The organism is Streptomyces sp. NPDC059696 (genome assembly GCF_042733745.1).
Classification (GTDB): Bacteria; Actinomycetota; Actinomycetes; order Streptomycetales; family Streptomycetaceae; genus Streptomyces.
This window is the reverse complement of record NZ_JBHWFG010000001.1, coordinates 48,394-73,835: the sequence shown is the minus strand read 5'-3', so window position 1 is coordinate 73,835 and position 25,442 is coordinate 48,394. Positions and strand designations below refer to the sequence as shown.

Genomic DNA, 25,442 nt, shown 5'->3' with positions numbered 1-25,442 from the left:
CCGACACACGTGACGCCCACGAGGACCCACGCTGCCCGCGCACCGTCTCCCAGATCTCCCCGGCCGACTCGCCATACCGGTGGACTACGTCAACACAGCCTCCGAGGAGGACCTGGAGCAGGCCCTCCTCTCCTGCCTGCGCAGCCTCCGCTGGGCCCGGCGCGTCGCGGAGCACCGCCCCTACCCGGACCTGGACTCCCTGCTGGCCGCGGTGGACGAGGCGGCCTACGACCTCGGCTGGCCCGACCTCACCGAAGCTCTGGCGGCCGAGTCGCTGCCCACGCTCCCGCCCGACACGTACTCCGCCGCCCACACGGCCCTGAGCGCGGCCCACGCCGCCTACGAGGCCCGCTTCGGACATGTGTTCGTCATCTGCCTGGACGGGGTGTCCCCCTCCGAGACCCTGGACCGGCTCCTGGAGGCCATCCGGTCACGATTGACGAACGATCCGGAGGAGGAGCGGGCGGTGACGGCGGACGAACTCCGCCGGCTGGCGAGGGAACGTCTGCTGCACGCCCTCAGGGGCGCGGGACCGCAGTCGGCACGCGGCTGCCGCCCCGCGGGCGCGATCCACCACTGACGCCCCGCGTCCGGCAGCGCGGACGGACCACCCGCACCCCTGGCCGCACTAGCCCACCAGTACCCCTTTGCGTGCCAGTTTGATCACACCCCGGGACCCCGGCGCAGCCCGGCGGCAGCGCCTCGCTACGATGCTGGGGGCCGGTGGACCGTACCCGGCCGGGCCCGACCGACACACCAAGCCGGCGCGGCCCCAATCCCCGCTCCCGGAGGAAACTTCCGTGCCGGCTGGAACGCTGTACCGCGGCCGGGAAGGAATGTGGTCCTGGGTGGCTCACCGAGTCACCGGCGTCCTCATCTTCTTCTTCCTGTTCGTTCACGTGCTGGACACCGCCCTCGTCCGCGTGTCCCCTGAGGCCTACGACAACGTCGTGGCCACGTACAAGACGCCGATCGTCGCGCTGCTGGAGTACGGCCTCGTGGCCGCCATCCTCTTCCACGCGCTCAACGGCCTGCGTGTCATCGCCGTCGACTTCTGGATCAAGGGCGCCCGGTACCAGAAGCAGATGCTCTGGACCGTCGTAGCCCTGTGGGTCGTGCTGATGCTCGGGGCGATCTACCCCGTCCTCGGCCACGCCGCTCGTGAACTGTTCGGGAGCTGACGCCAATGTCCACGACTGAGAAGTCCGCCGCCGGCGTCGGCCCCGTCGAGGGCGGCGCCGTCTACACCGTCGACAACCCGGCGCCCTTCATCGAGGCCCCCCGCCAGCGCACCAAGAAGACCCCGAAGAGCACCCGGGGCAACTTCGAGCTGGCCGCCTGGCTCTTCATGCGCCTGTCCGGCGTCGTGCTGGTCGTCCTCGTCCTCGGCCACCTGCTGATCCAGCTCGTGCTGGACGGCGGCGTCTCCAAGATCGGCTTCGCCTTCGTGGCCGGCCGCTGGGCGTCCCCGTTCTGGCAGGTCTGGGACCTGCTGATGCTGTGGCTCGCCATGCTGCACGGCGCCAACGGCCTGCGCACGGTCATCAACGACTACGCGGAGCGCGCGAACACCCGGCTGTGGCTCAAGGGCCTGCTCTACACCGCCACGGTGTTCACCATCCTGCTGGGCACGCTGGTGATCTTCACCTTCGACCCGAACATCCGCTAGGCACGGGGTTGCGAGAATCATGAAGATCCACAAGTACGACACCGTCATCGTCGGCGCCGGTGGCGCGGGCATGCGCGCGGCCATCGAGTCCACGAAGCGCAGCCGCACCGCCGTGCTGACCAAGCTGTACCCCACCCGCTCCCACACGGGCGCCGCGCAGGGCGGCATGGCCGCCGCGCTCGCCAACGTGGAGGAGGACAACTGGGAGTGGCACACCTTCGACACGGTCAAGGGCGGTGACTACCTGGTCGACCAGGACGCCGCCGAGATCCTGGCGAAGGAGGCCATCGACTCGGTCCTCGACCTGGAGAAGATGGGCCTGCCGTTCAACCGGACGCCCAACGGCACGATCGACCAGCGCCGCTTCGGCGGTCACAGCCGGAACCACGGCGAGGCCCCGGTCCGCCGCTCCTGCTACGCGGCCGACCGCACCGGCCACATGATCCTCCAGACGCTCTACCAGAACTGCGTCAAGGAGGGCGTGGAGTTCTACAACGAGTTCTACGTCCTGGACCAGCTGATCACCGAGGTCGACGGCGTCAAGAAGTCGGCCGGCGTCGTCGCCTACGAGCTGGCGACCGGTGAGATCCACGTCTTCCAGGCGAAGTCCGTGGTCTACGCGTCCGGCGGCTGCGGCAAGTTCTTCAAGGTGACGTCCAACGCGCACACGCTGACCGGTGACGGCCAGGCCGCGGTCTACCGCCGTGGCCTGCCGCTGGAGGACATGGAGTTCTTCCAGTTCCACCCGACCGGCATCTGGCGCATGGGCATCCTGCTGACGGAGGGCGCCCGCGGTGAGGGCGGCATCCTCCGCAACAAGGACGGCGAGCGCTTCATGGAGAAGTACGCGCCGGTCATGAAGGACCTCGCGTCCCGTGACGTCGTGTCCCGCTCCATCTACACGGAGATCCGTGAGGGCCGCGGCTGCGGTCCCGAGGGCGACCACGTCTACCTCGACCTCACGCACCTCCCGCCGGAGCAGCTGGACGCCAAGCTCCCGGACATCACGGAGTTCGCGCGCACGTACCTCGGCATCGAGCCCTACACGGACCCGATCCCGATCCAGCCCACCGCGCACTACGCCATGGGCGGCATCCCGACCAACGTCGAGGGTGAGGTCCTGGCGGACAACACCACGGTCGTCCCGGGTCTGTACGCGGCCGGCGAGGTCGCCTGCGTCTCCGTGCACGGCGCCAACCGCCTCGGCACGAACTCGCTGCTGGACATCAACGTCTTCGGCAAGCGCGCGGGCATCGCCGCCGCCGAGTACGCGCAGAAGGCGGAGTTCGTCGAACTGCCGGAGAACCCGGCGGAGCTCGTGATCGAGCAGGTGGAGCGGCTGCGCGACGCCACCGGCACCGAGCGGGTGGCGGAGCTGCGGCGCGAGCTGCAGGAGACCATGGACGCCAACGTCATGGTGTTCCGCACCGAGCAGACGATCAAGACGGCGGTCGAGAAGATCGCGGAGCTGCGCGAGCGCTACAAGAACGTCTCGATCCAGGACAAGGGCAAGCGGTTCAACACGGACCTGCTGGAGGCCATCGAGCTGGGCAACCTGCTCGACCTCGCCGAGGTCATGGCCGTCTCCGCGCTCGCCCGCAAGGAGTCCCGCGGCGGTCACTACCGCGAGGACTACCCGAACCGCGACGACGTCAACTTCATGCGGCACACCATGGCGTACCGCGAGGTCGGCGCCGACGGCTCCGAAACCGTCCGTCTCGACTACAAGCCGGTCGTCCAGACCCGCTACCAGCCGATGGAGCGTAAGTACTGATGGCTACCCCCGTTCTGGACAAGGAAGACGCGGCCGGCAAGCCCGAGCCCGGTTTCGCCGACTCCCCCTACATCACGGTCACCTTCCGCATCCGCCGCTTCAACCCCGAGGTCGCGGCCGAGGCGGTGTGGGAAGACTTCAAGGTGGAGATCGACCCCAAGGAGCGTGTCCTCGACGCCCTCCACAAGATCAAGTGGGACCTCGACGGCACCCTCACCTTCCGTCGCTCCTGCGCGCACGGCATCTGCGGCTCGGACGCCATGCGGATCAACGGCAAGAACCGCCTGGCCTGCAAGACGCTGATCAAGGACATCAACCCCGAGAAGCCGATCACGGTCGAGGCCATCAAGGGCCTCACGGTCCTGAAGGACCTCGTGGTCGACATGGAGCCGTTCTTCCAGGCGTACCGCGACGTCATGCCCTTCCTCATCACGAAGGACACGAACGAGCCCACGCGTGAGCGTCTGCAGTCCGCCGAGGACCGCGAGCGCTTCGACGACACCACGAAGTGCATCCTCTGCGCGGCCTGCACCACCTCGTGCCCGGTCTTCTGGAACGACGGCCAGTACTTCGGTCCGGCCGCGATCGTCAACGCGCACCGCTTCATCTTCGACTCGCGTGACGAGGCCGGGGAGCAGCGCCTGGAGATCCTCAACGACCGCGACGGCGTGTGGCGCTGCCGCACGACCTTCAACTGCACGGACGCGTGCCCGCGCGGCATCGAGGTCACGAAGGCGATCGCCGAGGTCAAGCGCGCACTGATCACGCGCCGCTTCTGAGCCCCGCCGCTCACTGACGAGGGCCCCGTTTCCGCTGGAAACGGGGCCCTCTGGCATATGCCACACCATCGGGTGAACGAGTCCGGGACCGGACGCGCGGGCGGTGTCCGACCTTTGATGATGCTCTCGACACCAGCTCCCCAGGAGGCACCTGATGTCCGCAGCTTCCGTCGAGCAACCCTTCCACGAAGAAGAGCCGGTCACCCTGACGACCATTGCCGACGAGATCATGGAGTGCCATCCGGGCTACCGCGTCGAGATCATCGGAGGCCATCTCCTCGTGACCCCGTTCCGGGATGCACCTCATGCCCGGGCCCTGACCAAACTCATGCGTCCGTTCATGGCAGCAGGACTCGATGACGGCGAGACCGAGGTCCTCCAGAACGTCGGACTCTGGCTCCCCACGGGTGGCGAGGACTACGCCATCCCCGACCTCGTGGTGGTGGACGCCGACATCGACGACCACTTCGTCGAGAACAACGCGTACGACCCGGCCCGTCCGGGAACTGGAAGGACGACCTCAAGACCAAGGTCGCCGCCTACGCCGAGCCGAAGGTCCCGGTCTACGTCGTCGTCGACCGCAAGCACCAGCGCCTCCACGTCCTGACCGACCCGATGGGAAGCGGCTACGAGAAACACCGCCCGCACGCCCCCGGCGAGCTGGTCACCCTCCCCGACTCCATCGGCGCGAAGGTGACCCTCGACGTGACCGAGATCCTCAAGGCAGGCCTGGCGAGGACGAGCGAGTGAGTCGGGGCCTCGGAACCGGCCGAATTCAGACGGGTGCCGCTGGCGCTAGCGTCGCCGTCAAACGCCCGATGGGCCCCTTTCGAAGCCTCGAAAGGAGCCCATTAGCTGTCCGCTCCACGAGATCTAAATTCAGCACAGAATTCTATTGACGAGTGGAGCCATACGCCGATCGAATAAGTTTAAGCAAGCCCTTGCGAGACACTAAATTCGATTGGAAGTTTACCTCGAACGATCCCCCAAAGGGGGTCTCGTTTCACCGATTCGAGCCATTCACTGAATGACGTTCCGCTCTCACGGAACCACCAGGAGTTGTGACTTTCAAGCGACCGCAAGTCGACATCGGCCTGATATCTGTACTCAAGCTGAACTTGCGAATACCCTTCATGCTCGCCTTCAGTATCAACGATTTCGAGTTGGCGCACGAAACCCACTACGAATGTAGGTTCAGCAAACCAGTTCACTTCGCCATACTGAAAGAGGAAACCGTCAGAGTCAGCGCCGCTGGGGACCTCGAAACGGATTCGCTCGAAGTTGCGGACAGTCGCCATAACTTCCTCGAAAGTCGGAACCTCTCGACTCGCTCCCACTTGGCCAACGATATCTTGCACCACGCTTAGCGCAGAGTCGATCGGTCGTCTCATTGCATGTCTCCCTCGCTCGCTCCAAGATTCACGCAGCTGTGCCGTGGTGCGAACCGCAAAGACGCAGTCGCACCACGGCAAGGCTACACAGTCAGCTACGGCCAGTGTCCGCCTTGCAGCTGTCGTCGTACATGGTCCAGCACGTCCCGGGCCTCACTGGCGCTCCTCGCCCCGCCGATCAAGTCATTGACATAGGCATAGTATTCATTCGTGTGAATTCTTGAATGCACTGACGCACCTGTCGGATTCGCAGACGTCGACCCTCGTGGCAGGAAAACTCCGTTGCTAGCATCATTGATATCAATGCCGAACTTGGCGAGTTGCTGCCTTGCCGCCGCGGCCTTCGGCGAGGTACTGGCCACGATGTGATGTGCGGCAGTTTCGACAGGTCGAGTGAGCCCGGAAGCCTCAAGATTCCCACCGAGAATCTTGGCGTTACTGGAGCAGTTGGAATTGTGAACAAGGAGCGCCGTCTCCCCCGCCAGCACATAGTACGTGTGCTACGCGAAGCCTTCGACCTGCTTTTTAGCAGGTCAAGTGCGGTTCGCTGGTCCGGTGAGGTGCGCGGGTGTCCGTAGTTGTGCGGGGTTGTTGCCGTCGCTACTGCCGTCAGTCGGTTCAGCCCAGGTGCGGCTTCTCGCGCTGTTCCAGGAAGTGCCGGAGCCTGAGCCGTTGGGTGTGGTGCATCGGCAAGTGCTCGATCTCTTCCGGCGGTACGAACCGGAGCTCGGTGGACTCGTCGGAGATTGCCAGCTGACCGCCGGTGATGCGGGCGGTAAAGCAGACGTTGAACTGGCGGCGGACCTCGCCGTCGGTGTAGGCGATGATGTGTTTCGGATCGGTGTAGGTGCCGACCAGGCCGGTGATCTCGACGTCGAGGCCGGTCTCTTCCTTGACCTCGCGGACGGCCGTGCCGGGCAGGGAGTCGGTGAGGTCCATGCCGCCGCCGGGCAGGGCCCACAGGTCGTTGTCGCGGCGGCGTTGGAGGAGGATGCGACCGTGGTCGTCGGTGACGACGGCGGAGGCGGCGACGACCATGCTGTTCGGCTTGGGTGCGCTGGGGTCGTCGTAGTACTCGGTTCGCGCCACGGTCAGCCTTCCTCTCGTACGGGAGTTGCCGTCGCCCACACGGCGTCGAAGCTCTCGGCGTAGGTGTCGAACATGCCACTCTCCTGGTGTCGGCGAAGATGCCACACGGGGGCCGCGTAGGCGTTGACGCCCCAGACGTGCGCGTTGACGAGTTGTTGATCGTCGGCACGGTAGAAGGAGTTGTAGAGCGTGGTGCCGTGGGTTCGGACTTCGATGCCGGGGGTGTCGGCGAGCGGCCTGTAGTGCATGAGTGCGAGGCGGCAGCGGGATTCGATGCCGTGGCCGAACCGCTCCTCCTGGCCGCGGGCTTGGACGTTGTCACTGTCGGCGTCCCCGATCGCGATGCGAACGGCGCAGCCTTCGGCAGCGCGTTCGGTGAGGAGTTCGTTCAGCCGCGGGTACGCCTCGTGGAGGAAGACGGCCGCGTAGACGAGGATGTCGATCCGTTCCTGGGCCTGGGCCATCAGGTCGGTGAACGCCGAGACGGGGATGTCGGCCCGCTGCTCGTAAAGCGCCACCAGTTCGGGGCTGATGGCGCGGGCGGGGCGGGCCTGGCGGAGCGCCGGCCAGAGTGCGTGCACGTCTTCTCCCAGGGCTTTGGCCGCTTGGAGGGCGGTGGCACGGCGTGGGGTGCGCCCGAGGTTCACCCAGCGCTCGACCGACTTGGGGTCAATCTCGACCTCGTGGGCGAGGGCAGCGTACGTCCAGCCTCCGGCTGCCATGACGGCTCGCAGTCTCTCGTTCGGCACGAGTCTCCCCCTTGGTCTCAGAACGGCACCAGGGACGTTCTACACGGTGCGGGACGTCCCGGAGTGGGGTTTGGTGGAGGTTCCTTCGTCCCGGTGACCGGCGTGAGGATCGGTGCCGACCCTGCGGCACCGACGGGCCCAGGGGCATGCATCAACGCCGCCGAGGAGCGTCACCGTGCGAATGAGCGCCACCCCATGTGTTCTCAACCGGCGACGGGATGCCTCGTCGCAGACCGCCTCGCCGGGGTGGTCACGATGACGGCCCGCAACCCTGATGCGGTCAAGCACACCGCCTCGCCCGATGTGGGCGCCGTGATGGTCGACCGGCGGAACGGCAAGGCGGGCGTGGTGATGGGGCATGTGGGGCCGTACGTGCAGCTTCGGCCGCCGCGCGGTGGCCGGGAGTGGGACGTGCCGCCCGAGGACGTTCGTCCGCCGACGCCGGCCGAGGTGTTGAGCGCCAAGGTGGCTGTGGCCAACCGGAGGTGGGGACGGTGACCCCTCGCTCGGTCCTGCGCTACGAGACTTGGACCCTCCAGCCCGACCGCGAGCCGGACGCGGAGCCGGTCCTGTACGCGATGCAGTGTGCCGTGGACGGAGAGACCTCACCGACAAGCGAGGACTTCGCCGAACAGCAGGACTGGGTGCTGCGGCACTGCGGCCAGAACCCGTCCCACCACACCTACCGGGAGATCATCACCCGGCCCTGGCGGACCTGGCGGCAGACGTGAACCACTCTCCTCATCCAGGCGCCGCACGTTACTGACCCACCCGACTCCCGTCTCTGCCGGACACGACCGGTCGAGGCTCCCCCGTCCTCGTCAGCCCCGGCAGGGACGGGCCCACAGGTGCGTGCCGGGCCCATGGTCATGAGGTTCTGGCATCAGCCACAGAAAGTCAGCCACGACGGCGGGCGTGTCGACCGATCACCCGTCACGTGTGTCTCGCCCAACCCCGCACCGGGATCAGCCCAGTTATCTCCATCGTCACGGCCCCCAGCCAGGCAGCGAGCATAGGCGTCCGGGACGGCGCGAGCCCGCCGGGCGGCCTCTCAGGTGCCCGGCCAGTCTGCTGTTGAGTCGGACCGGGAGCTTCCGATTAACAACACGACCACCGTGACCGGGGTCATGGCGGTCATCTCGGCCCTGGCCTTCGTCTTCTCCTTCGGCAACGTCTGGGCGCTCGCCCTGCGGCTCGGCGTTCCCTGTCCGATCGCGCCGCTGATCGCCCCCATGGTGGACCTGTCCGTCGTCGGTCTCCTGGTCGCCCTGCGGTTCCTCGCCCTGCGCGGCGTCCCCGACCACGACCTGAAGGCCGGCACCCGACTGCTGCACCTGTGCGGACTGCTCACCCTCGCCCTCAACACCGCCGAATCCCTGCTCACAGGACGCTACGGACGCGCCTGCCTGGACACCGTCGCCCCGCTCCTGCTGCTCGGCTGGGGACACGTCGGCCCCGCCTTCCTCACCCAGTTCCACCACCAAGTCCCGCTCCTACTCGACCACCCTGGACGCGCTGCGCGACGCCCGCCGCTCCTGGCGTGCCGAACAGGCCCGCACCCACGCTGGCCTGCCCGAACCCGAACCGGACACCACGCTCGTCATCGGCCACTGGGACTACCTCGGCACCGGCTACAGCCCCGGCGCCGCGCTCCTCGCCGCCCACGTCTGGCACCGCAGGGAACTGGAACGGCAGTTCGTAGCCGAAGAGGGCTGCTGATGGCCTCGCCCCAGACCACCATCCCCTGTGCGGAGGTGGCACCGGCGCTGGATCTGCTCACGGTGCCTCAGGTGATGACCCGCCTCCAGCTCGGCCGCTCCGCCGTCTACGACCTGCTCCGCACCGGCCAGCTCGCCTCGATCACCCTCGGCCGCGCCCGCCGCATCCCTGCCCACGCCCAGACCGACTTCATCCGCACCCGCCTCGAACAGGACGCCGCCTGATGACCACGCCCCGCCCTACTCCGTCCCGCCGCTCCCGTATCCGCGCCAACGGCGACGGGACCGTCTACCAGCGCCAGGACGGACGCTGGGAGGCCGCCGGATACGTCCTCGCCCCCGGCAACACCCGTCGCCGCGTCCGTGTCTACGGCACCACCCGCAAAGCCGCTCTGGCCAAGCTCACCGAGAAGATCGCCGCCAGCAACCGCGGCCTCCCCATCGCTGCGGCCGACAGCACCGTCGGTGACTACCTCACGTACTGGTTGAATAACGTCGCCGTACACCAGCTCCGCGAAAACACGCACACCCGCTACGCGGCCTGCGTCCGCCTTCACCTCATCCCTAGGCTCGGCAAGAAGAAGCTCGCGCGGCTCACCGCCCGCGACGTACGCGCCTTCCTCGACGGGCTCCGCACCACCTGCCAGTGCTGCACACAGGAACGGGACGCGGCCCGGCGGTCGTGCCGCGCCGTCGGTCAGTGCTGCGGCAAGACGCTGTCGCCGCTGACGGTGACCTACGTTCACTCGGTCCTCAAGTCGGCCTTGGAGCACGCCGTCCGCGAGGACGAACTGCCGCGCAACGTGGCCCGGAACGTAAAGACCACCGCGCCCCGCCCGAGACGTTTCCAGCCTCTTACGGCGGCCGAGGCCCAACAGTTCCTCCAGGCCGCCAGCGGTGACCGGCTGCACGCGCTGTACGAACTCGCCCTGCGCACCGGACTCCGCAAGGGCGAACTCCTCGGCCTGCGCTGGGAAGGCCTCGACCTCGACGGCGGCACGGCCAGCATCCACCGCTCCCTCCAGCGCACGCCCACCGGCGGCCTGACCACCCTGCAAACCAAGACCGGTGCCTCCGAACGCCGTATCGCCCCCCCGACCGAGTGCATCCACTCCCTCAAGAGCCACCGGGAACGCCAGCAGGAAGAACACCAGGACGCCGGAACCAACTGGGCGGACAGCGGGCTGGTCTTCCCCACCGCTACGGGCACCGCCCTCGACCCCACCAACCTGACCCGCCGCTTCGGCCGACTCCTCAGCCGGGCAGGGCTCCGCAGCATCCGCTTTCACGATCTTCGGCACTCGACTGCGACCCTGCTCCTGGAACAGGGCGTCGACCTCGTCGTGATCAAGGAACTCCTCGGCCACGCACACATCGGCGTCACCGCCGGCGTTTACGCCCACGTCTGACTCCGCCTCCAGCGCCAAGCCATCGACGCCCTAGGCCATGCACTCGGCGGCCAGGACGACGACCCTGACAACCCACCTGCCGCAGCGGTCGTCCGCTGACGTTGCCGTCAGCGTTGCCGTCAAGAACCGCAGAAGCCTCGCCAGAAAACTCTGGCGAGACTTCTCGCTATTCACCTGACTTTCAGCTGCAGTCAGATTCCCGCCAGCGTGTTACGGCTCGCTGACACAGAGCGAAAGCGAACGACCCGAAATCATCCCCGAGCCTCTCCGTGCTCTCACGGTCCACAACGCCGGGATTCCAAACGAGGACGGGGTACTCACCTTCCTTATCCACGAGAGACGAATCGAGGACAACCAGGCCACCCATTCCATCGAACATCACAGCGATCAGATCGGATGGCATCCCATACTGATTGCGTGCATCCAGAGTTTCCGCAACGGAACCCAACAGTTTCAGCCCCATTGCGGGTGTCTGATACACGCCGAGGAATTCCTCACCAGCGATATCCCAGGTCCCGAATTCTTCGATCAGGCGACGGTACGAGGGAGGGAAGGCCACACCCAGATCACTCTCGGCGGCTGCCACCGTCCCTGCGTCACAGCCGTCAGCGTGGTTCGCGATGTCATCGTTCCCGCGAACCAGCTCGATCAGTCGCTCACTCGCCTCGACAGCGTTCATCATCCACCAAATCCTGCCGCTCGGTCCTTCCAGTACTGGGATTTCCATGCGTTGAAGGCATCTCGATCGATTCCACTAGGGATCTTGGTGCCCGCCTTCCAGTGCAGCTGATTGTAGTTCCCGAAGTGCATCGAGTGTGTCACCTCGGCAATCGGCCCGTCCTGCGTCTGGAGCATGTGATGGAGGTTCATCGGCTTGCCGTCCGGGCCCATCGGGGCGAGGCCCTGCGTCATTCTCTTGAGATTGCTTCGACCGTACTTGTCCGCAGGTGAAACAAAGCCCGGATTCACCAGATCATCCCGCTGATAGATTCGCTGACCGTTATAGTCGGTCCGCGACCAGAATTGGCAGTTTGAATTGTGAACCAGGACCGGAGTCTCGCCCGCCAGCACATAGTACGTATGCAGGTCGTCGACCGTGAGGTTGTACGTTCGTGCGTGCTTCGTGAACGGGCGGTTGGTCGTGACGATGACGGTGTCGCCGTCGTCGGTGCGCAGGGTCATGCCCGGTTTGAGGTCGCGCGCTTCGATCCAGTCCTGCTCGGACGGTGACCAGAAGGGGTGCTCGTAGGTGGCGGTGAGCTTTTCGATGCCGTCTTCGGTTGCTACGGACAGCTCGTTGAAGTACTTGTCGGCCTCGGTGCGGATGAGCCGGGTGACCTTCCGAGCGCCGGTCTCGCCCGTTTCTGGATCGGTGGCCCGGACAACGTCGCCGATCTCGATGTCCTCGATGTCCTTGGTGGTGCCATCGGCCATGAGGACATCAGTGCCTGCCAGGAAGCAATTGCAGTCAGACAGCGGCTTGCCGCCGCGGCGTCCGGAAGGGGCCCCCAAGCCGCCCCTGCCCTGCCAGCCGAAAGAGAAGATTCCGCCGGCTACCACCTGCATGAAGTTCAAGGTCGTGCCCTCAGGGCAGTCCTTGCCGCCCCGGCACGCCTGGTACAGCCAAAGCTGGACCTGCCGCTGCTGGTTGGGGTCCTGCGTATTGCTGAGGTATTCAGGTGTGTAGTGGCTGTAGCTCGCAGTGCCCAACCACAGGTCATAGAAGCGGTTTCGTACCTTCTGCCAACCCGGGAAGCTCTTCTTGATGTAGACACCCGGGAAGATCTGCCGCTTGCTGGTTCCGGGAACGGTGTGCTCGTACGGGAGTTGCTGATAAACGGGGCTCGACTTGGCCGGCTTGGTCACTTCGCCGTTCGTGGCGCCGCCCTTGCCTTCGCCCCCTCCGCACAGGTCCACCGGGCACAGGCCCGAGGGGTCGGACTGGCTGACCGGGCTGTTGTTGGCGTATGCGTACCCGTTCATCTGCAGCGGGTCCGCTATGTCGATGATCGGGTCTGCCGAGAGGAAGCGGCCCGACGTGTGGTCGTATTCGCGGGCTCCTATGTGTGTCAGGCCCGTGGCCGTGTCGTCGATGCCCACGCCCAAGTAGCCGCGCTTGTTGGGCCACGTGGAGGGCTTCGCGCCGCGGGTCTCGCCGTACGGCTTGAACGCGCGGCGGGTGACCGGCTGGCCGGCCGTGAGGTCGATCGAGGTGTTCGCCGTGCCCAGGTGGTCGGTCAGCAGCGTGCTGACCTTGTGGCCTGTCGTCGAGCCGTTCGTCGTCGTGCGCACCACCGTGGGGGCGCCCGCCTGGCCGTAGGAGCGGGAGGCTCGGGTGATCGTGCCGGACGCATTTGTTGTCACTTCGGCCTCGCCGAGGTACAGCGTCGAGCCCGTCGGCGAGTTCTCCAGAAGGCGGTTGCCGTCGGCATCGTAGACGTACGTCGTCTTCTTGCCGTCGTCCGTGATGGAGTCGAGCTTGTTCTCCGGCGTCCAGTCCAGGGTCTGCGTGGTGTTGTACAGGTCTCGGGCTGTGGTGTTGCCCGTGGCGTCGTAGGTGTAGGCGCTGCCCTTGCCCGTCGGGGTGGAGCTGATCCACGTCATGGTGTGCGGCTGGGACTTGTACGACGTCGTGCCGCTGCCTGCGACCGTCTTGCCGTAGCCGTACGAGTACGTGATGTTCTTCGTCGCGTCGGCCGGATCGTGCTCCGTGAGCGTCGCGCGGTTGCCGAGCCAGTCGAAGGTGGTCGACTGACGGTAGGCCGTCGTGCCCGTGGCCACCGTGTCCGAGGCAGGGGCTGCCGCGCCCAGTGTCGAGGCCAGGGAGTCGTCGGGGGACGAGGTGTCCGATTCCGCGTCCGCGGCGTCGGCGACCGGGCCCGAGGAGATCGCGTAGGTGGTGCGGGGCCCCCAAGCGGTACCGTTCGCCGACTTGCAGCCCGTGCCACCGCCGGTCGGCTCGATCTTCGATGTCCAGGCGTGGGCCAGTTCGCCCAGCACGTCATACGTGAAGCACTGGGTGTCCCACGCACTGCCCGTCGTCTCGCTCAGCTTGCGTGCGTTGGAGGTGATGGTGCCGGTCGCGTCGTAGGAGTAGTAGCTGTCCGTGATGCGGTGCGGGCCAGCCGTCTCGCGGTCTGCCACCGTGCGTTGGAGATGACCGGTGTGCGGGTCCACGAAGTTGGTGGTCCAGACACGGTTCGGCTGTGCGCCCGAGACCGTGCGCAGCACCTCGCCGTAGGGCGAGTACGTGGCGTCGGCGGTGTACCAGGTCAGGCCCGAGGTCGACTCCGGCATGCCGTCACCGTTGTAGCGCGTGACGACCCGTTCCTTGGCCAGACCACCGACGGCCGGGAGGGTCACCGACTGGGGTTTGCCGGTGGGCGTGTACGTGTAGGCGTACGTGTAGGTGCCGGCGAGGCCCGCAGTCATGGAGTTGGCCGGGACGACCGTCTCACTGCCCGTGATCCGGTACTCGGAGTCGTATCCGGTGACGCGGTTGACGTAGTCGCCATTGGCGGTGTGCCGCTTGCTCGTCGCCGGTTGGCCGAGGCCTCCGGGCGCATCGTCGTAGATGTACTCCTTGACCGGGGTGGCGCTCGCCGACCCGTGCCGCACGTATCTGGGCCTGCCGAGGATGTCGTACTCGGTGAAGGTCTCCTGACCGCGCGCGTTGCGGACGCGGGTCGGCCGGTCCGCAGCGTCGTACCAGGTGTCCGTGGTCCCTGTGTCGGGGTCGGTGGCGGACGTCACCCGGCCGCGGGCGTCATAGGTGTAGGACCAGACGTTGCCGGCCGGGTCGGTGACCTTGTCGCGGTTGCCTCGTGCGTCGTAGCTGTACGTGGTGGTGCGGCCCGCGGTCGCGCTGGAGGCGTCCTGGGTGAAGTGCTTGACAGAGGTGGTCCGGCCGAGGGCGTCGAAGTAGGTGCGCGTGCGAGGGGCCGTGGAACCGGGCGGGTTCACCGTCTTGCTGATGGCGTCATAGAAGGTGAAGGTCGCGTACTTGTAGCCGCCGCCCTGGTAGACGGAGGCGCGGGCTTCGCGCTCCAGTCCGTCGTAGCGGTACTGGGTCCAGGACGGGATCAGCGACGTGGACCTGGGCCTGAAGAGCGCCGTGTCCGGTTCACCCTTGGCCAGGTAGGCACCGGTCTTCTCGGCGACCAGGCCGTGATCGTTGTACTTGGTGTCGACGATGATCCGGCCGGGGCCGTGGGCCTCGGCCTGCTTCTGGACCTCCCGCGCCAGGCCGTCGTAGAGCGTGACCTCTTGGCTGTAGGAGCCGTCGTCCTTGAGGGTTCCCACCGTCACCGCGGCAGGCTTGTTCGCGCTGGATGTGGCGATGGCCGGCTGATACGAGACGACGACGTTCGGCGACTTGCCACCGGAGGCACGGGACGCCGTCCAGCCCTTCACGAGACGGCCGAGGGCGTCGTACTCGCTGCGTGTCGTGCGGCCGTTGGCGTCGGTGACCGTCAGCGGCAGGCCCCGGCCGGGGTCGTAGGTCGTGGTGACCGTGTGGCCCTTGGCGTTGATCGTCTTCGTCGTGGTGACCGGGCCACCGGTCTCCGGTGTGTATCTCGTCTCCGAGGTGCCCGCGCCGGGCTTGGTGACCGTACGGACGCGCCCGAGGTCGTCGTACGTGGTCTCGGTCGCGACCGAGTAGGACGTGCCCGTGCCGTCGGTCTCGGCCACGGTGGTGGGCAAGCCCTTGGTCGGTGTCGCCCCGTGGGCCAGCTTGTCGTAGCTGTACTGCCGTGCCGACTTCAGCTGGGTGGCGGGGTCGGCGGAGGCGTATCCGGCACAGGACGTACCGGTGGTGCGCTGTTCCTTGGGCAGGCCGATGAGCCAGGCGGTGGTGTTGTGCACGTAGGTGGTCTTGGCGCAGGTCTGATCCGAGAAGGTCTCGGATGAGCCGCTCGGCTTCACGACGGCTGTTTCCACCTGGACGGGCAGGCCGTAGGTGTCGTCCGGTGTCGTGAGGGTACGTACCGCCCGCCAACTGGAGCCGACCGTCTGGATCTCGTCCGACCGCTTCGTGCCCGTGCGGTGTGCGAGCAGTGGATCGGCGGTCGTCCCGTCCTCGTTCTCGCGGGAGCGGGACGCGGTTTCCTTCGACCACGGGTAGTTCAGCGTGCGAGTGAGGACCTCTCCGCCCGAGTCGGCATAGGTGATGGTCTCCGCGGTCAGGCCGGCGTACTGGGGAGCGTCGTCCGCGAGAAGGGTGTAGGCGTTGGTGGAGTCCTTGACCGCTCCGCCTGTGCCGAGGAAGTACCGCGTCACCGAGCGCGACTGGGATCGCGGCACGCCCGGCTCGGAGGTGAGCTTGCTGCCCTTGGTGACCATGACCTGTCGGTGCCCCCGCCAGTCGCTGTACGTCCGCAGGGCGGGGCGCGTGAACTCGTCGTCGCTCTTCGCCCAGGCCGGGCCCGAGTACGAGTACGTCGTGACGGTCGGTTTGCTGTGCGAGGTGACCTTGTCCGTCTCGGTCACGGACGCGACGACGTACTTGTTGAACCAGGACTTCGCCGGGGTCTTCTCGTCACCGTCGGGCGACCAGCGCACCGGGTAGCAGGTGCCGTTGTTCTCGCCCTTGTCCTCGGAGGGTTCACTCGCACACCCGCCGGTGTATTCGACCTCGATGTCGCCGCCGTGTTCGGTGGAGACCGTTCCGATACGGGGGCGGGTGAAGGGTGGACGCTGGTCGCTCTTGCCGGTGAGCACCAGGTTGGGCAGCTGGCGGTCCTTCAGCCGAGCGCGCAGGGGTGACGAGGCTCCGACCGTGTAGGGGGCGAAGCTGATGCCGTCCTTCGTCTGGAGGGTGCCGGTGGTGTCGCCCGGGCCGTACCCCGTGCGAGTGATCGAGTTGAGCCAGAGGCCGGGTGAAGTGTCGTACCAGTCCTCCGGGAACGACTGGTGCAGGGTGTAGGTGTCCACCTTGCCGAGGCCGGTCTGTCCGGGACGTGCGGCCCTCGTGGTCACCGTGTCCAGGCGGAGTTGCGTCCAGAACGAGGGGAACGCCGGGCAGAGTTTGGAGGTGGACTTGCAGTTGAGGTTGCCTGGTGTGTCCCACCAGGGCCGGTAGGCGCCCGGGTCGTCGGTCTTGGCGAAGTTGGCCGCGTCGCACGCCGACTCGGATCTCAGGCACCGCTGCTTCGCGCCGAAGGTGACGGTGGCCGACGGCGTGGTGAGGGTGTCCGGACGCATGCCGTACTCGATCGAGGAAGGGTAGGCGTAGCGGTCGTACTGCTCCGGCGACTTGAACTTCTTGCGGACGGCGTAGTGGTTCGTCTCCTGCTTCCAGTTGACGATCATCGTGTTGCCGTTGACGTCGACGACCTTGTCGAGGCCCCAGCGCCAGGCCTGCTGCTTGCCTGAGCCGCAGCGCGAGTCCGCGAAGCCGTCGGCGTGACACGGTTCGCCGGGGTGGTTGCCGAAGACCGGCACGGTGGAGACGGAGGACGTGTCGGCGTGACCTCCGCCGACGCTGTTCTGGCCGTAGTAGTACTTGGTGCCGTCGGTCGTGGTGACGACCCAGTACTCGCCGTTGTTGTCGTCGTTGCTGCCGCCGACGCGGTGCTCGACCCGGGTGCCGTCGTCCTGCTGGGGACGGTAGATCTCCGTGTCCTTGTCCGGATCGCTGCCGGAGCTCGCATCGCGTACCAACTCGGTGGTCCGGCCGCCGAGGGACATCACCGCGTTGTACGACACCCAGCACAGGTCGGACGTCTTGTCCTTCTTGGCGGTGTTGTTGGGAGTGCCCGCATTGAGGGCCTTGCGGTCGTCCCGGCAGGAGCGATAGCGGCGCTCGATGTGGCCCGGGTCGTACGACCAGCCCTCACCGATCCAGGAGGCCTGGGGCGAGGAGACGGCCGTACGCCCGTCCACGGTCTGCGAGCTGTAGTTGAAGGAGATCGTGGGCGCGGGGCCCGTCGGCGGGCTGGGCACGGTCAGCGGGTAGGACCAGGTGAAAGCGCCGGATGAGCCACCGGCCTCCCACTTTCCGTCGGAGGCGAGCGGCGTCGCCTTGAAGGTGCCGCCACCGCTGTTGCCGGAGTCGACCACTCCGACGACCGCGGTGCTTCCTGCGGCGGCCACGGGGGTCGCTGCGGAAGCTCTGCCGTAGGACGCCTGCGTCACACCGGAGGAACCGGGTCGGGACGAGGGCGCGACAGCGGGGGTGACCGTCCCGTCCGCCGCCGGGTCGACAGTGGCCATGAGGGACTTGGCCGCCGTGTCGTTGGTCGTCTCCAGTTCCTCGTACGTCTGGCACGCCTCGTCGTCCGGCGTGGTCCAGTAGCAGTCGGGGAACATGACGAAGCTCAGTCGGGACGCCCAGTCCGCGCCGTAGAGGTTCTTGAACTTGGCGTAGTCGAGCTTGACCGAGACGGGTACCGAGCCGTTGTCGGGTGCCTGCACCAGCAGGAGGCCGCCGTCCACTCCCTGGGCGACCGAGGACGTCCGGTCCGGGATGGTGACCTGCCATGTGCCGGTCGGGGCGGGCTGGTCGGGGGCCGGGCCCAGGCTGACGGGCAGTGACCCGACCGGGTTCAGAGCAGTCGGCTCGGCGGTGGCCGCGGCGGTTCGCACCGACGCGGGCGTCGGGGCGGCACCGAAGGTGATCGTGTCCGTCTGGTTGGAGGGCGGATTGATGGTGCCCGTCGGGGGGGCGAGCAGATCCTCGGGTACGTCGGCCTTCAGCGTGCTGAGGTGCCGGCTGAACTCGCCGCCCGGAACGGGCTCCTCGCGTTCGAGTTCCTCGAGAGTCAGCGATTCCCGCCCGACCTCCTCCCTGGCCGGATCCGGCGGAAGGGCCAGCGCCGCCGGCGCGGGCAGCAGCCCCAACAGCAGTGCGGCAGCGGTCACCGGCACGGCACTGCGCGCCAGGCGCGGCTTGCGGGCACGCGAATGTCGATCGAACACGGCGAGGTCCCCCCGGACCAGTGGAGCGGGACCGGCGACGGACCACGCGTGACGACATATCAGATGCGGAAGATTCTGTGATCACCCCGTGAAGGAAAGCCAGAGGTGACGCCCTGCTGTGATCATCATCACGGAAGGTAACGGACCGTTACTTGACGAAGGCAGGCCAATCCGAAAAGCGCTTCACGGAAGGACAGTTCTGCCCTTTACCGATGTTTTTGGCATGTACAAGACCGTCACCCACAAAGCAGTCCGCAATAGAAGCCGTCCAGGACCGCTTCGCCCCCTTTTGTGGACACGCGCCGACCCAGGACTTCTCGCCCGCAAGCTTCTCGTTCCTTCTGTACGGATGCGCGACCACCGGCTCTCACGTCGCACCACCCGAATCTCCACAGGGTGACGACAGATCCCCCATGGGTCATCATCGGCTCGCCCGGCCGCGCCCAGTCGCACGCCGGATTCCAGGGGGAACTACGGGGGAAGGGAAGTCCGCCCGATGACGCGCAACTGGCGCCTGAGGCCCGGCCGTCGAGGCGGTGTGGTGCTACTCGCCGCCGCGGTCGCCACCACCGGCATCGTCTACGCCGGAGTACGGCCGGACGACGGTCCCGCTCACGACAGCCGTGACCAGAGGCCGGGCGCGGGCACCGTCACGGAACGCACCGCCCTGAAGCAGGCGGCACGGACCGGGAAGCCCGTCGAGGTCACCACCGAGCGCGCCGCCCGCTCCACCACATGGGCACGCCCGGACGGCCAGATGGCCAAGCAGCTGTACTCCGCGCCCGTTCGAGCCAAGGTGGGCGGCGAATGGAAGAAGATCGACGCAGGTCTGCGCCGCACGGGGGCCGGGTGGGAACCGAAGGCCACCAACACCCGCATGGTGTTCTCACCGGGGACCGGCGAGCAGGACGGACGGCGGGCATCCCGCTCCACCGCGCGCCGAGTGTCCCTGGTGAGGCAGAGCACGGCGGACGCAGCCGAGAACCCGCTGGTCACCCTGTATGTCGGGGGTGGCGGTGAGTACAAGATCGAGCTCACGTGGCCCGGCCCCGTCCCGACGCCGATCATCGACGGCAACCGCGCGCTGTACCCGGAGATCTTCCCCGGCGGAGACCTCGTGCTCACCGCCGACGACGACGGGTTCGGCCAGCTGGTGGTGCTGAAGAACCGTCAAGCCGCGTCCGACCCGCACGTCAAGCGCCTGGTGTACGGCCTGCATTCCGCCCAGCTCTCCTTCCGTCTCGACCCGGTAACGGGGATCGTCAGCGCCGAGAACGCCGATGACGAAGAGGTCGCCATGTCGCCGACCCCGCTGATGTGGGACAGCAGTGGGCAACCGGCCGTCACCGACGGCGGCGTGGGGGCGACGGCTCAGCCGAGCGGGCCCGAGTCCCCCGGACCGACGGACAGCGGGGAACTCCCCGACGACAGCCCGGCCCCCACCGCCGAAGAGGATGCGGTCGAGTCCGACGAGCAGAGCGACACTGACGTCGAGGTACTGCCGTCGGCGACCGACGGCCCCGCCGCCGAACCGTCCGGGGCGCCACTGCCCTCCGCCCCGGCGGAGACGGCGCCGGCGCCGGCACCGTCAGGTGCTGCCGCGACCCTGGGTCTTGCCTCGCTGGAGGGCCCTTCTCCCGACTCGCGGGGTGAGCTCGTCGAAGCAGATCTGTCCACGGGGCAGTGGACGCTGACGCCGGACCAGGATTTCCTCACCGACCCGGCCACCACCTATCCGGTGTTCGTCGACCCGTCGGTCAAGAAGCAGGTCCAGAACTGGACCACCGCCTACGACCGTCACCCCCACGCCACGTTCTACAACGGCAAGGGCTTCAACAAGGGCGGCACTCACGAGGCCCGCGTCGGCTTCGAGTCCGACACGTGGGGCACCTCCCGGTCCTTCTTCAACATGTACTTCGACAAGGACCTGAAGGGCACGAAGATCACCAAGGCCACGCTGCGTGTCCTGGAGACCTACTCCTGGTCCTGCAGCGCACGCTCGATGAGCGTGCACCTCACCGGCGAGATCGACTCCCACACCAACTGGAAGAACGCCCCCAAGCTCCACGACGGCAACAAACTGGCGACCAAGAGCTTCGCGCACGGCTACAAATCCGGTTGCCGGGACGCCTTCGAAGGCTTCGACGTGAAGAAGGGCGCCCAGAAGGCAGCCGACCGGGGGGACGACACCCTCACCTTCGGCCTGCGCGCCCGCGACGAGAAGTCGCAGTACGCATGGAAGAAGTTCCAGGCCAACGGCGAGTACCCGCCCATCCTCGAGCTGGTCTACAACCGCCGCCCCTCGATCGTCTCGAACTCGCTGGACATCGGCCCGGACGGCAAGTGCACCACCACCAAGCCGTACGTCCGCATGGGTTCCGGGGGACTGACCTTCACCGCCAAGGGCACGGACAAGGACAAGAACCTGGACGCCCTCGACTTCGACCTCTGGCCGACCGGGCAGTGGGACTCCGCCGGCGATCTGCTCGGCTCGACCGGGAAAGTGTCCGTCGGAGGCGATACGGGAACGGCCCTGCGGTCGACGAAGGAGTTCTCCACGAGCAAACTCAAGAACGGAACCACGTACTCGTGGCGAGTCCGGGCGATCGACGATGCCGGTACGACGTCCTCGTACTACCCGGCCAAGACACCCTGCCGGTTCGTGCTGGACACCTCCGCGCCTCGACCGCCCGTGGTCACTTCCACCGACTATCCCAACGCGGACGGCAATCAGAACGGCTTCGGCAACGACGCCGAGGACGCCAACTGGTCGACCAAGAAGTTCGGCACTCCGGGCTCGTTCACCGTGCGTGCCCTGAACAGCGATGTCGTGCGCTATGAGTACGGCTTCAACTCAGCCACGTACACCGGAAGCGTGGGCCGCGACAACGGGGCGGCGACGAGCGTGAGTGCCGCTCTGTCCGGGGCCAAGCCGCCCGCGGCAGGACCCAACGTCCTCTACGTTCGTACCGTCGACAGCGCGGGCAACCCATCGGATCCCACGAAGTACTTCTTCTACGTCTCGCCGCGGGATCAGGCTGACAGCCCCGGTGACTTCACCGGAGACAAGCTGCCCGATCTCATGGTCGTCACCGAAGGTGGCAACTTGGCCATGTACCCGTCCCAGGCCGACAAGGACGATCTGGCCAAGGGCACCGGCGACCTGGACTATTCGATGGCGGGCGCCTACCGGTCCAACCCCGACAAGGACCCCAACGGCGACGACCTGCCCCCGTACGTCCCGGCACCCTCAGGGCACTTCAAGGGAGCCCTGATCACTCACAACGGTGACATCTACGGAGGTGACGGCCTGCAGGACCTCGTCGTGCGCCTGTCCGGCAAGCTATGGGTCTACCCCGGGGACGGCTACGGCGCCGTCAACATCGACCGGCGTCAGGAGATCCTTCTGCCCGAAGGGGCCCCCAGCCCTGCCGACTTCACTCAGATCGTCTGCGCCGGGGACGTCACGGGAGACGGCCGCCCCGACTTCTTCGCCACGGTGCGGGGCTCCGCCGGGAGCGACGACGAACTCTGGGCCCTCACCGGCTACCACGGCGCGACCGTGGACGCGGCCGTCCGCCTCAACTCCTCCGCCTGGAAGGAGCGCGACCTCGTCGTCACCCAGGACGTCTCCGGCGACGGCGTCACCGACCTCGTCTACCGATCGGACGTCTCCGGGAAGTTGTGGCTCCGCAAGGGCATCGCCGCTTCCGGGGGCGGAGTCAATCTCACCTCACTGGCGACAGCGGCGGACTCCTCCGGTGGTGAGGACAACGAGTACGGCGCATCCGGCTGGGCGAGCAGCGCCAAGCCTCACCTGATGGGAACCCCGAGCGCCAACGGCGACACGGTCCCGGACATCTGGGCCGTACTGGCCGATGGATCCGTGCGCTTCCACGCGGGTGGCAAGGCCGCGCTGAGCGGCTCGGGTACCGAGGTCATCGCCCGGGCCGACTACTGGAAGACCCGGATCGGCATCGGGTGACGGGCTGAGCAGGGAGCTGGGGTCGGCTGCTCCGAGCGTGCCGGCCCCAGCGGTCCGTTCACAGCTGACTCAGGATCGAAGGATCTGTGATCTTCGTGTCGGCTGCCAGGAGCATCGCCTTGCTCAGGATCACCGACAGCATGCGGTCGCCCTCGTACGGGAGGTAGCCGGGCTGGAGGGCTGCCGGGTCCGGCTTCGGGACGATGCAGAGGTACTGGTCGTTCGGGGTCATGAGGATGTTGCCCGAGCCGAGGTGGATCTTGTAGGTGTGGCGGTCGCCGCGGACGTGGAGGAAGCGGCCCTCCAGCGTGCAGCGGTCGGCTATCGCCAGGCGCGGGACCAGGCGTTCGAGCAGGAGCCTGCGGGTCTCGGCGCTCGCGTTCAGCTCGCCGAAGCCGTACGACGTCCAGTACTCCTGGAAGCGGCCGCCGGGGCCGCCGTCCTGCCAGGTCGGGTCGTTGCCGACGCTGGCCACGCCGACGAACAGGTCCACGTCGCGCAGGACTTCGGAGAGGACCAGGGGCGGGATGTCCCGGAGGGGGATCGGGTCGGCCCGGTCCTGGCCGTCGCGGAGCCACATGGTGTACGCGCCGCCGTAGCAGTGGGCCGAGTTCTGCGGGGCGTCGATGGGGTAGAAGCGGACCTGGTCGGTGCGCAGGCGCAGGTAGCTGCCGGATTCGGTGGTGTCGACGCCGTACTCCTCGCCGTCGCCCTCGATCCAGTACTCGGCGCGCAGACCCCACCGGGGCAGCTCGCGCGTGGCGGGCGGGGCCGAGTCGTCGACGCACAGGCGGAGTTTGTTGTGCCAGCCGCGCAGCGCGGCCAGGGAGTGGAACGGGTGCTGGCGCACGATGTGGGCCGCGAAGCGGTTGGAGTACGTGCCGGTGGCGCGCTCGGCGTCCGTGAGCAGGTAGACCTCGCGGTGGGCCTGCTTGAACGGCTGGGTGACGCCGTGCCGCTCCAGCCAGTCGCGCCAGGCGACGATCTCGGCGGGTTCGTGGCCGACCGGGTGCCAGAGCTCGACCCGGTCGCCCCCCGTCAGGGGGTCGCCGGCCAGCGTGCGCAGCTCACCGTCGGCCCAGCCGGCCGTGGTGCCGTCGATCGTCCACAGCAGGCGGCGGGCCAGGGTGCCGACCAGGGGGTGGTCGAGGTACCGCTCGCGCCACACCGCGTACGGCCAGCTGCGGCGGGCCAGGAACTGGCGGTCCAGGCGCTCGCTCTGCGCGGAGAGCATCTTGTCGATGTCCTTGACCGCCGTCTTGAGGTCCTTCAGTTCGTCCGGGTGGTCGCGCTTCACGGCCACCGGCACCGTCCTGACCGGCTTGCCCGCGGCGTTGCGCCAGCTCAGCACGGCTCGGGTGCCGCGGACTTCGAGGAGTGCCGTCGTCTCGCCCAGGCGGTGTTCGGCGCGGCCGACGTCCGTCAGGCCGTACGCCGGTACCGCCAGTTCCTCGATCTCCTCGCGGGCGAGGCCGAGCGCGGTGGCGCGGGCCTCCAGGGCGGTGTCGAGGAGCTTGGCCGTGTTCTTGTACGTCACCCGGGTGGCCAGCCGGGCGAGTTCGGCGAGGGCCGCTTCGGAGTCGATGCGGGCCAGCGCGACGACACCGGCGTTGGCGACCTTCGGATTGCGGGGGCCGAGGCCCGCGACCTTCTTCAGTGACGTCTCGACCAGGGCGCCCAGGGCCCGTGCCGTGCCCGCGTCGGGCGGCAGCAGGGAGAGGAGCCAGGCCAGGCCGCGCAGGGCCGTCGCGTTGTACGGGTCGTAGGCGTTGTTGATGTCCGGCTGCCACTCCTGGCGTTCCAGGGGGAAGGTGCGGGGGCGGCCGGCGAGGGCGAGCCAGGACAGGACCGTCTCGCGGACGCGGTCGGTGCCGAGGGCGTCCAGCAGGGCATGGGCCCGCTTGTCCCACCTGGCCGTGGGTTTCGAGGCGGTGGCGGTGAGGACGTGGGCCAGCAGGGCCTGCCAGTCGGGGCCGATGGCATCGCTCAGGGCCTGTTCCGCCCAGGCCTCGCCGACGTTGAGGACGGGGTCGGTGAGCTGCCGGGCCAGCGCCACGAGGTCGGCCCCGCGGTAGGCGTCCAGGGCCGCGCGGCGGACAACGGCCACCACGGGGGCCGGGAGGGGGCGCCCCGCGGCCAGTTCGGCCCGGATCAGGACCTCGAAGCGTGCGACGTACCAGAAGGACTGGTGGCGGGCGAGGTCGTCCAGGGCCTTGCGGCGCTCGGCGGCCAGCGGATCGTCGGTGAGCCGCTCGGCACCGTCGAGGCCCTCGGCGATCAGGGTGCACAGGGCGAGATGGCGGCAGCGGGCCTCCGTGTCGTCACCGGCCTGGTGGAAACGGTCGGCCAGGGCGTGCAGCAGCGCGCGGCGGTGCCCGGCCGGCAGGGACCGGAGCTGGTCCAGCGCCTTCTCCCAGCCCCCGCTCCAGGCGCCGCGGCTGGAGTCCATGACGCGCAGCGCCTCGTCGGCGACCCGGTCGATGTCGCCGTCGGCGATCCTGTCGCGCAGCCGGTCCGCGTGCGACCGGGGCGTGCGGAAGGAGCTCATCAGCCACCGACCAGGGGGACGAGCTTCAGGAAGGTGACCTCGGTGCCGAGGGCGAGGTCGATCTCCTCGGCCGGGTCGGTGACCTGACGGTCCCCCACCAGCACCAGGAAGCCGTTCCCCGCGAAGGCGCGCTCGGCCAGGGCCGTCTGCCTCTCGGGGTCGATCCGGCGGGGTGTGCGCACCGCGTAGCCGTTCAGCACGCGTTCGGTGCCCTCGGGCTGCACGAGCCCCTGGAAGACCTCCGGCGTGCGGGCGTTGTACTCCGCGACCTCCTGGAACACCCGGCGCCGGATCAGTTCCCTTACGGTCAGCCGCTCTTCGGCGATCTCCAGCCCCCAGGCCGTGCGCCGCTCCCCCGTCGTCGTCTCGTCGACGAACGTCACGATTCCCATGCGGACGACAGTACGAGGC

Annotated in this window: 18 protein-coding genes and 3 pseudogenes; 13 read left to right on the top strand and 8 right to left on the bottom strand. The window is 67.7% G+C overall.

Annotated elements, in window-relative coordinates:
* The first annotated feature begins 79 nt into the window (after positions 1-79).
* From ACFV20_RS00325 to ACFV20_RS00300, 6 genes and pseudogenes are all read left to right on the top strand, one after another.
* Entirely contained in the window at positions 80-580 is a 501-nt protein-coding gene (locus tag ACFV20_RS00325) for a 2-oxo-4-hydroxy-4-carboxy-5-ureidoimidazoline decarboxylase (protein WP_385650593.1), read from the top strand.
* Positions 581-800: 220 nt separating this feature from the next.
* On the top strand, positions 801-1,181 hold the full coding sequence (gene sdhC / locus ACFV20_RS00320) for a succinate dehydrogenase, cytochrome b556 subunit (RefSeq protein ID WP_010047075.1): 381 nt from the start codon (positions 801-803) through the stop codon (positions 1,179-1,181).
* A 5-nt stretch (positions 1,182-1,186) separates the two neighbouring features.
* On the top strand, positions 1,187-1,669 hold the full coding sequence (locus ACFV20_RS00315; RefSeq protein WP_030842160.1) for a succinate dehydrogenase hydrophobic membrane anchor subunit: 483 nt from the start codon (positions 1,187-1,189) through the stop codon (positions 1,667-1,669).
* A gap of 19 nt (positions 1,670-1,688) precedes the next feature.
* Positions 1,689-3,443, top strand: coding sequence for a succinate dehydrogenase flavoprotein subunit (gene sdhA / locus ACFV20_RS00310; protein WP_385650591.1), 1,755 nt, complete (start codon positions 1,689-1,691; stop codon positions 3,441-3,443).
* Positions 3,443-4,222: a succinate dehydrogenase iron-sulfur subunit gene (locus ACFV20_RS00305; RefSeq protein WP_385650588.1), complete on the top strand. Its 780-nt coding sequence runs from the start codon at positions 3,443-3,445 to the stop codon at positions 4,220-4,222. Before sdhA ends, ACFV20_RS00305 begins: the two co-directional genes overlap by 1 nt.
* A 154-nt stretch (positions 4,223-4,376) precedes the next feature.
* A pseudogene (locus tag ACFV20_RS00300) lies at positions 4,377-4,972 on the top strand (Uma2 family endonuclease).
* 179 nt (positions 4,973-5,151) lie between these two features.
* Here the strand turns inward: ACFV20_RS00300 and ACFV20_RS00295 are convergent.
* From ACFV20_RS00295 to ACFV20_RS00280, 4 genes are all read right to left on the bottom strand, one after another.
* A complete protein-coding gene (locus ACFV20_RS00295) occupies positions 5,152-5,613 on the bottom strand; it encodes a hypothetical protein (protein WP_385650585.1) in 462 nt (153 codons plus the stop codon).
* 95 nt (positions 5,614-5,708) lie between these two features.
* The gene (locus ACFV20_RS00290) at positions 5,709-6,101 is read right to left on the bottom strand and encodes an AHH domain-containing protein (RefSeq protein WP_385650582.1); all 393 of its coding nucleotides are present in this window, start codon (positions 6,099-6,101) and stop codon (positions 5,709-5,711) included.
* 130 nt (positions 6,102-6,231) lie between these two features.
* The gene (locus ACFV20_RS00285; protein ID WP_385650580.1) at positions 6,232-6,702 is read right to left on the bottom strand and encodes an NUDIX domain-containing protein; all 471 of its coding nucleotides are present in this window, start codon (positions 6,700-6,702) and stop codon (positions 6,232-6,234) included.
* 2 nt (positions 6,703-6,704) lie between these two features.
* A complete protein-coding gene (locus tag ACFV20_RS00280; RefSeq protein WP_385651245.1) occupies positions 6,705-7,424 on the bottom strand; it encodes an XRE family transcriptional regulator in 720 nt (239 codons plus the stop codon).
* Between the two features lie 282 nt (positions 7,425-7,706).
* Here ACFV20_RS00280 and ACFV20_RS00275 point away from each other — a divergent pair, with 282 nt between their 5' ends.
* The 6 genes and pseudogenes from ACFV20_RS00275 to ACFV20_RS00250 all read left to right on the top strand — a co-directional run bounded on the left by ACFV20_RS00275 (position 7,707) and on the right by ACFV20_RS00250 (position 10,677).
* Positions 7,707-7,949 carry a hypothetical protein gene (locus ACFV20_RS00275; RefSeq protein ID WP_385650577.1) on the top strand — a complete coding sequence of 81 codons (243 nt, stop codon included), beginning with the start codon at positions 7,707-7,709 and terminating at the stop codon, positions 7,947-7,949.
* On the top strand, positions 7,937-8,182 hold the full coding sequence (locus ACFV20_RS00270; protein WP_385650576.1) for a hypothetical protein: 246 nt from the start codon (positions 7,937-7,939) through the stop codon (positions 8,180-8,182). Before ACFV20_RS00275 ends, ACFV20_RS00270 begins: the two co-directional genes overlap by 13 nt.
* Positions 8,183-8,578: 396 nt before the next feature.
* Positions 8,579-8,818 (top strand): annotated as a pseudogene (locus ACFV20_RS00265) (DUF2637 domain-containing protein); the annotation flags it as partial.
* Between the two features lie 139 nt (positions 8,819-8,957).
* Positions 8,958-9,170: a hypothetical protein gene (locus ACFV20_RS00260; protein WP_385651243.1), complete on the top strand. Its 213-nt coding sequence runs from the start codon at positions 8,958-8,960 to the stop codon at positions 9,168-9,170.
* A complete protein-coding gene (locus ACFV20_RS00255) occupies positions 9,170-9,394 on the top strand; it encodes a helix-turn-helix domain-containing protein (RefSeq protein WP_385651240.1) in 225 nt (74 codons plus the stop codon). The genes ACFV20_RS00260 and ACFV20_RS00255 overlap by 1 nt, the downstream gene beginning before the upstream one ends.
* A pseudogene (locus ACFV20_RS00250) lies at positions 9,394-10,677 on the top strand (tyrosine-type recombinase/integrase). The gene ACFV20_RS00255 and the pseudogene ACFV20_RS00250 overlap by 1 nt, the downstream one beginning before the upstream one ends.
* 82 nt (positions 10,678-10,759) lie before the next feature.
* On the opposite strand, the gene ACFV20_RS00245 reads toward ACFV20_RS00250, so the two are convergent.
* Together ACFV20_RS00245 and ACFV20_RS00240 are read right to left on the bottom strand one after the other, a co-directional pair.
* Positions 10,760-11,260, bottom strand: coding sequence for an SMI1/KNR4 family protein (locus tag ACFV20_RS00245; RefSeq protein WP_385650575.1), 501 nt, complete (start codon positions 11,258-11,260; stop codon positions 10,760-10,762).
* Entirely contained in the window at positions 11,257-18,498 is a 7,242-nt protein-coding gene (locus ACFV20_RS00240) for an HNH/ENDO VII family nuclease (RefSeq protein ID WP_385650572.1), read from the bottom strand. Before ACFV20_RS00240 ends, ACFV20_RS00245 begins: the two co-directional genes overlap by 4 nt.
* Before the next feature lie 496 nt (positions 18,499-18,994).
* Here ACFV20_RS00240 and ACFV20_RS00235 point away from each other — a divergent pair, with 496 nt between their 5' ends.
* Positions 18,995-22,483: a DNRLRE domain-containing protein gene (locus ACFV20_RS00235; RefSeq protein ID WP_385650570.1), complete on the top strand. Its 3,489-nt coding sequence runs from the start codon at positions 18,995-18,997 to the stop codon at positions 22,481-22,483.
* Between the two features lie 58 nt (positions 22,484-22,541).
* On the opposite strand, the gene ACFV20_RS00230 is transcribed toward ACFV20_RS00235, so the two are convergent.
* Together ACFV20_RS00230 and ACFV20_RS00225 are read right to left on the bottom strand one after the other, a co-directional pair.
* On the bottom strand, positions 22,542-25,031 hold the full coding sequence (locus tag ACFV20_RS00230; RefSeq protein ID WP_385650566.1) for a DUF4132 domain-containing protein: 2,490 nt from the start codon (positions 25,029-25,031) through the stop codon (positions 22,542-22,544).
* A complete protein-coding gene (locus ACFV20_RS00225; protein ID WP_385650563.1) occupies positions 25,031-25,423 on the bottom strand; it encodes a hypothetical protein in 393 nt (130 codons plus the stop codon). The genes ACFV20_RS00230 and ACFV20_RS00225 overlap by 1 nt, the downstream gene beginning before the upstream one ends.
* Positions 25,424-25,442: the final 19 nt, after the last annotated feature.

Excerpts from the sequence above, each read along its gene's own strand:
- ACFV20_RS00315 (WP_030842160.1), top strand. The coding sequence starts at position 1,187 with ATGTCCACGACTGAGAAGTCCGCCGCCGGCGTCGGCCCCGTCGAGGGC.
- sdhA (WP_385650591.1), top strand. The coding sequence starts at position 1,689 with ATGAAGATCCACAAGTACGACACCGTCATCGTCGGCGCCGGTGGCGCG.
- ACFV20_RS00305 (WP_385650588.1), top strand. The coding sequence starts at position 3,443 with ATGGCTACCCCCGTTCTGGACAAGGAAGACGCGGCCGGCAAGCCCGAG.
- ACFV20_RS00295 (WP_385650585.1), bottom strand. The coding sequence starts at position 5,613 with ATGAGACGACCGATCGACTCTGCGCTAAGCGTGGTGCAAGATATCGTT.
- ACFV20_RS00280 (WP_385651245.1), bottom strand. The coding sequence starts at position 7,424 with ATGGCAGCCGGAGGCTGGACGTACGCTGCCCTCGCCCACGAGGTCGAG.
- ACFV20_RS00275 (WP_385650577.1), top strand. The coding sequence starts at position 7,707 with ATGACGGCCCGCAACCCTGATGCGGTCAAGCACACCGCCTCGCCCGAT.
- ACFV20_RS00255 (WP_385651240.1), top strand. The coding sequence starts at position 9,170 with ATGGCCTCGCCCCAGACCACCATCCCCTGTGCGGAGGTGGCACCGGCG.
- ACFV20_RS00245 (WP_385650575.1), bottom strand. The coding sequence starts at position 11,260 with ATGATGAACGCTGTCGAGGCGAGTGAGCGACTGATCGAGCTGGTTCGC.
- ACFV20_RS00235 (WP_385650570.1), top strand. The coding sequence starts at position 18,995 with ATGACGCGCAACTGGCGCCTGAGGCCCGGCCGTCGAGGCGGTGTGGTG.
- ACFV20_RS00230 (WP_385650566.1), bottom strand. The coding sequence starts at position 25,031 with ATGAGCTCCTTCCGCACGCCCCGGTCGCACGCGGACCGGCTGCGCGAC.
- ACFV20_RS00225 (WP_385650563.1), bottom strand. The coding sequence starts at position 25,423 with ATGGGAATCGTGACGTTCGTCGACGAGACGACGACGGGGGAGCGGCGC.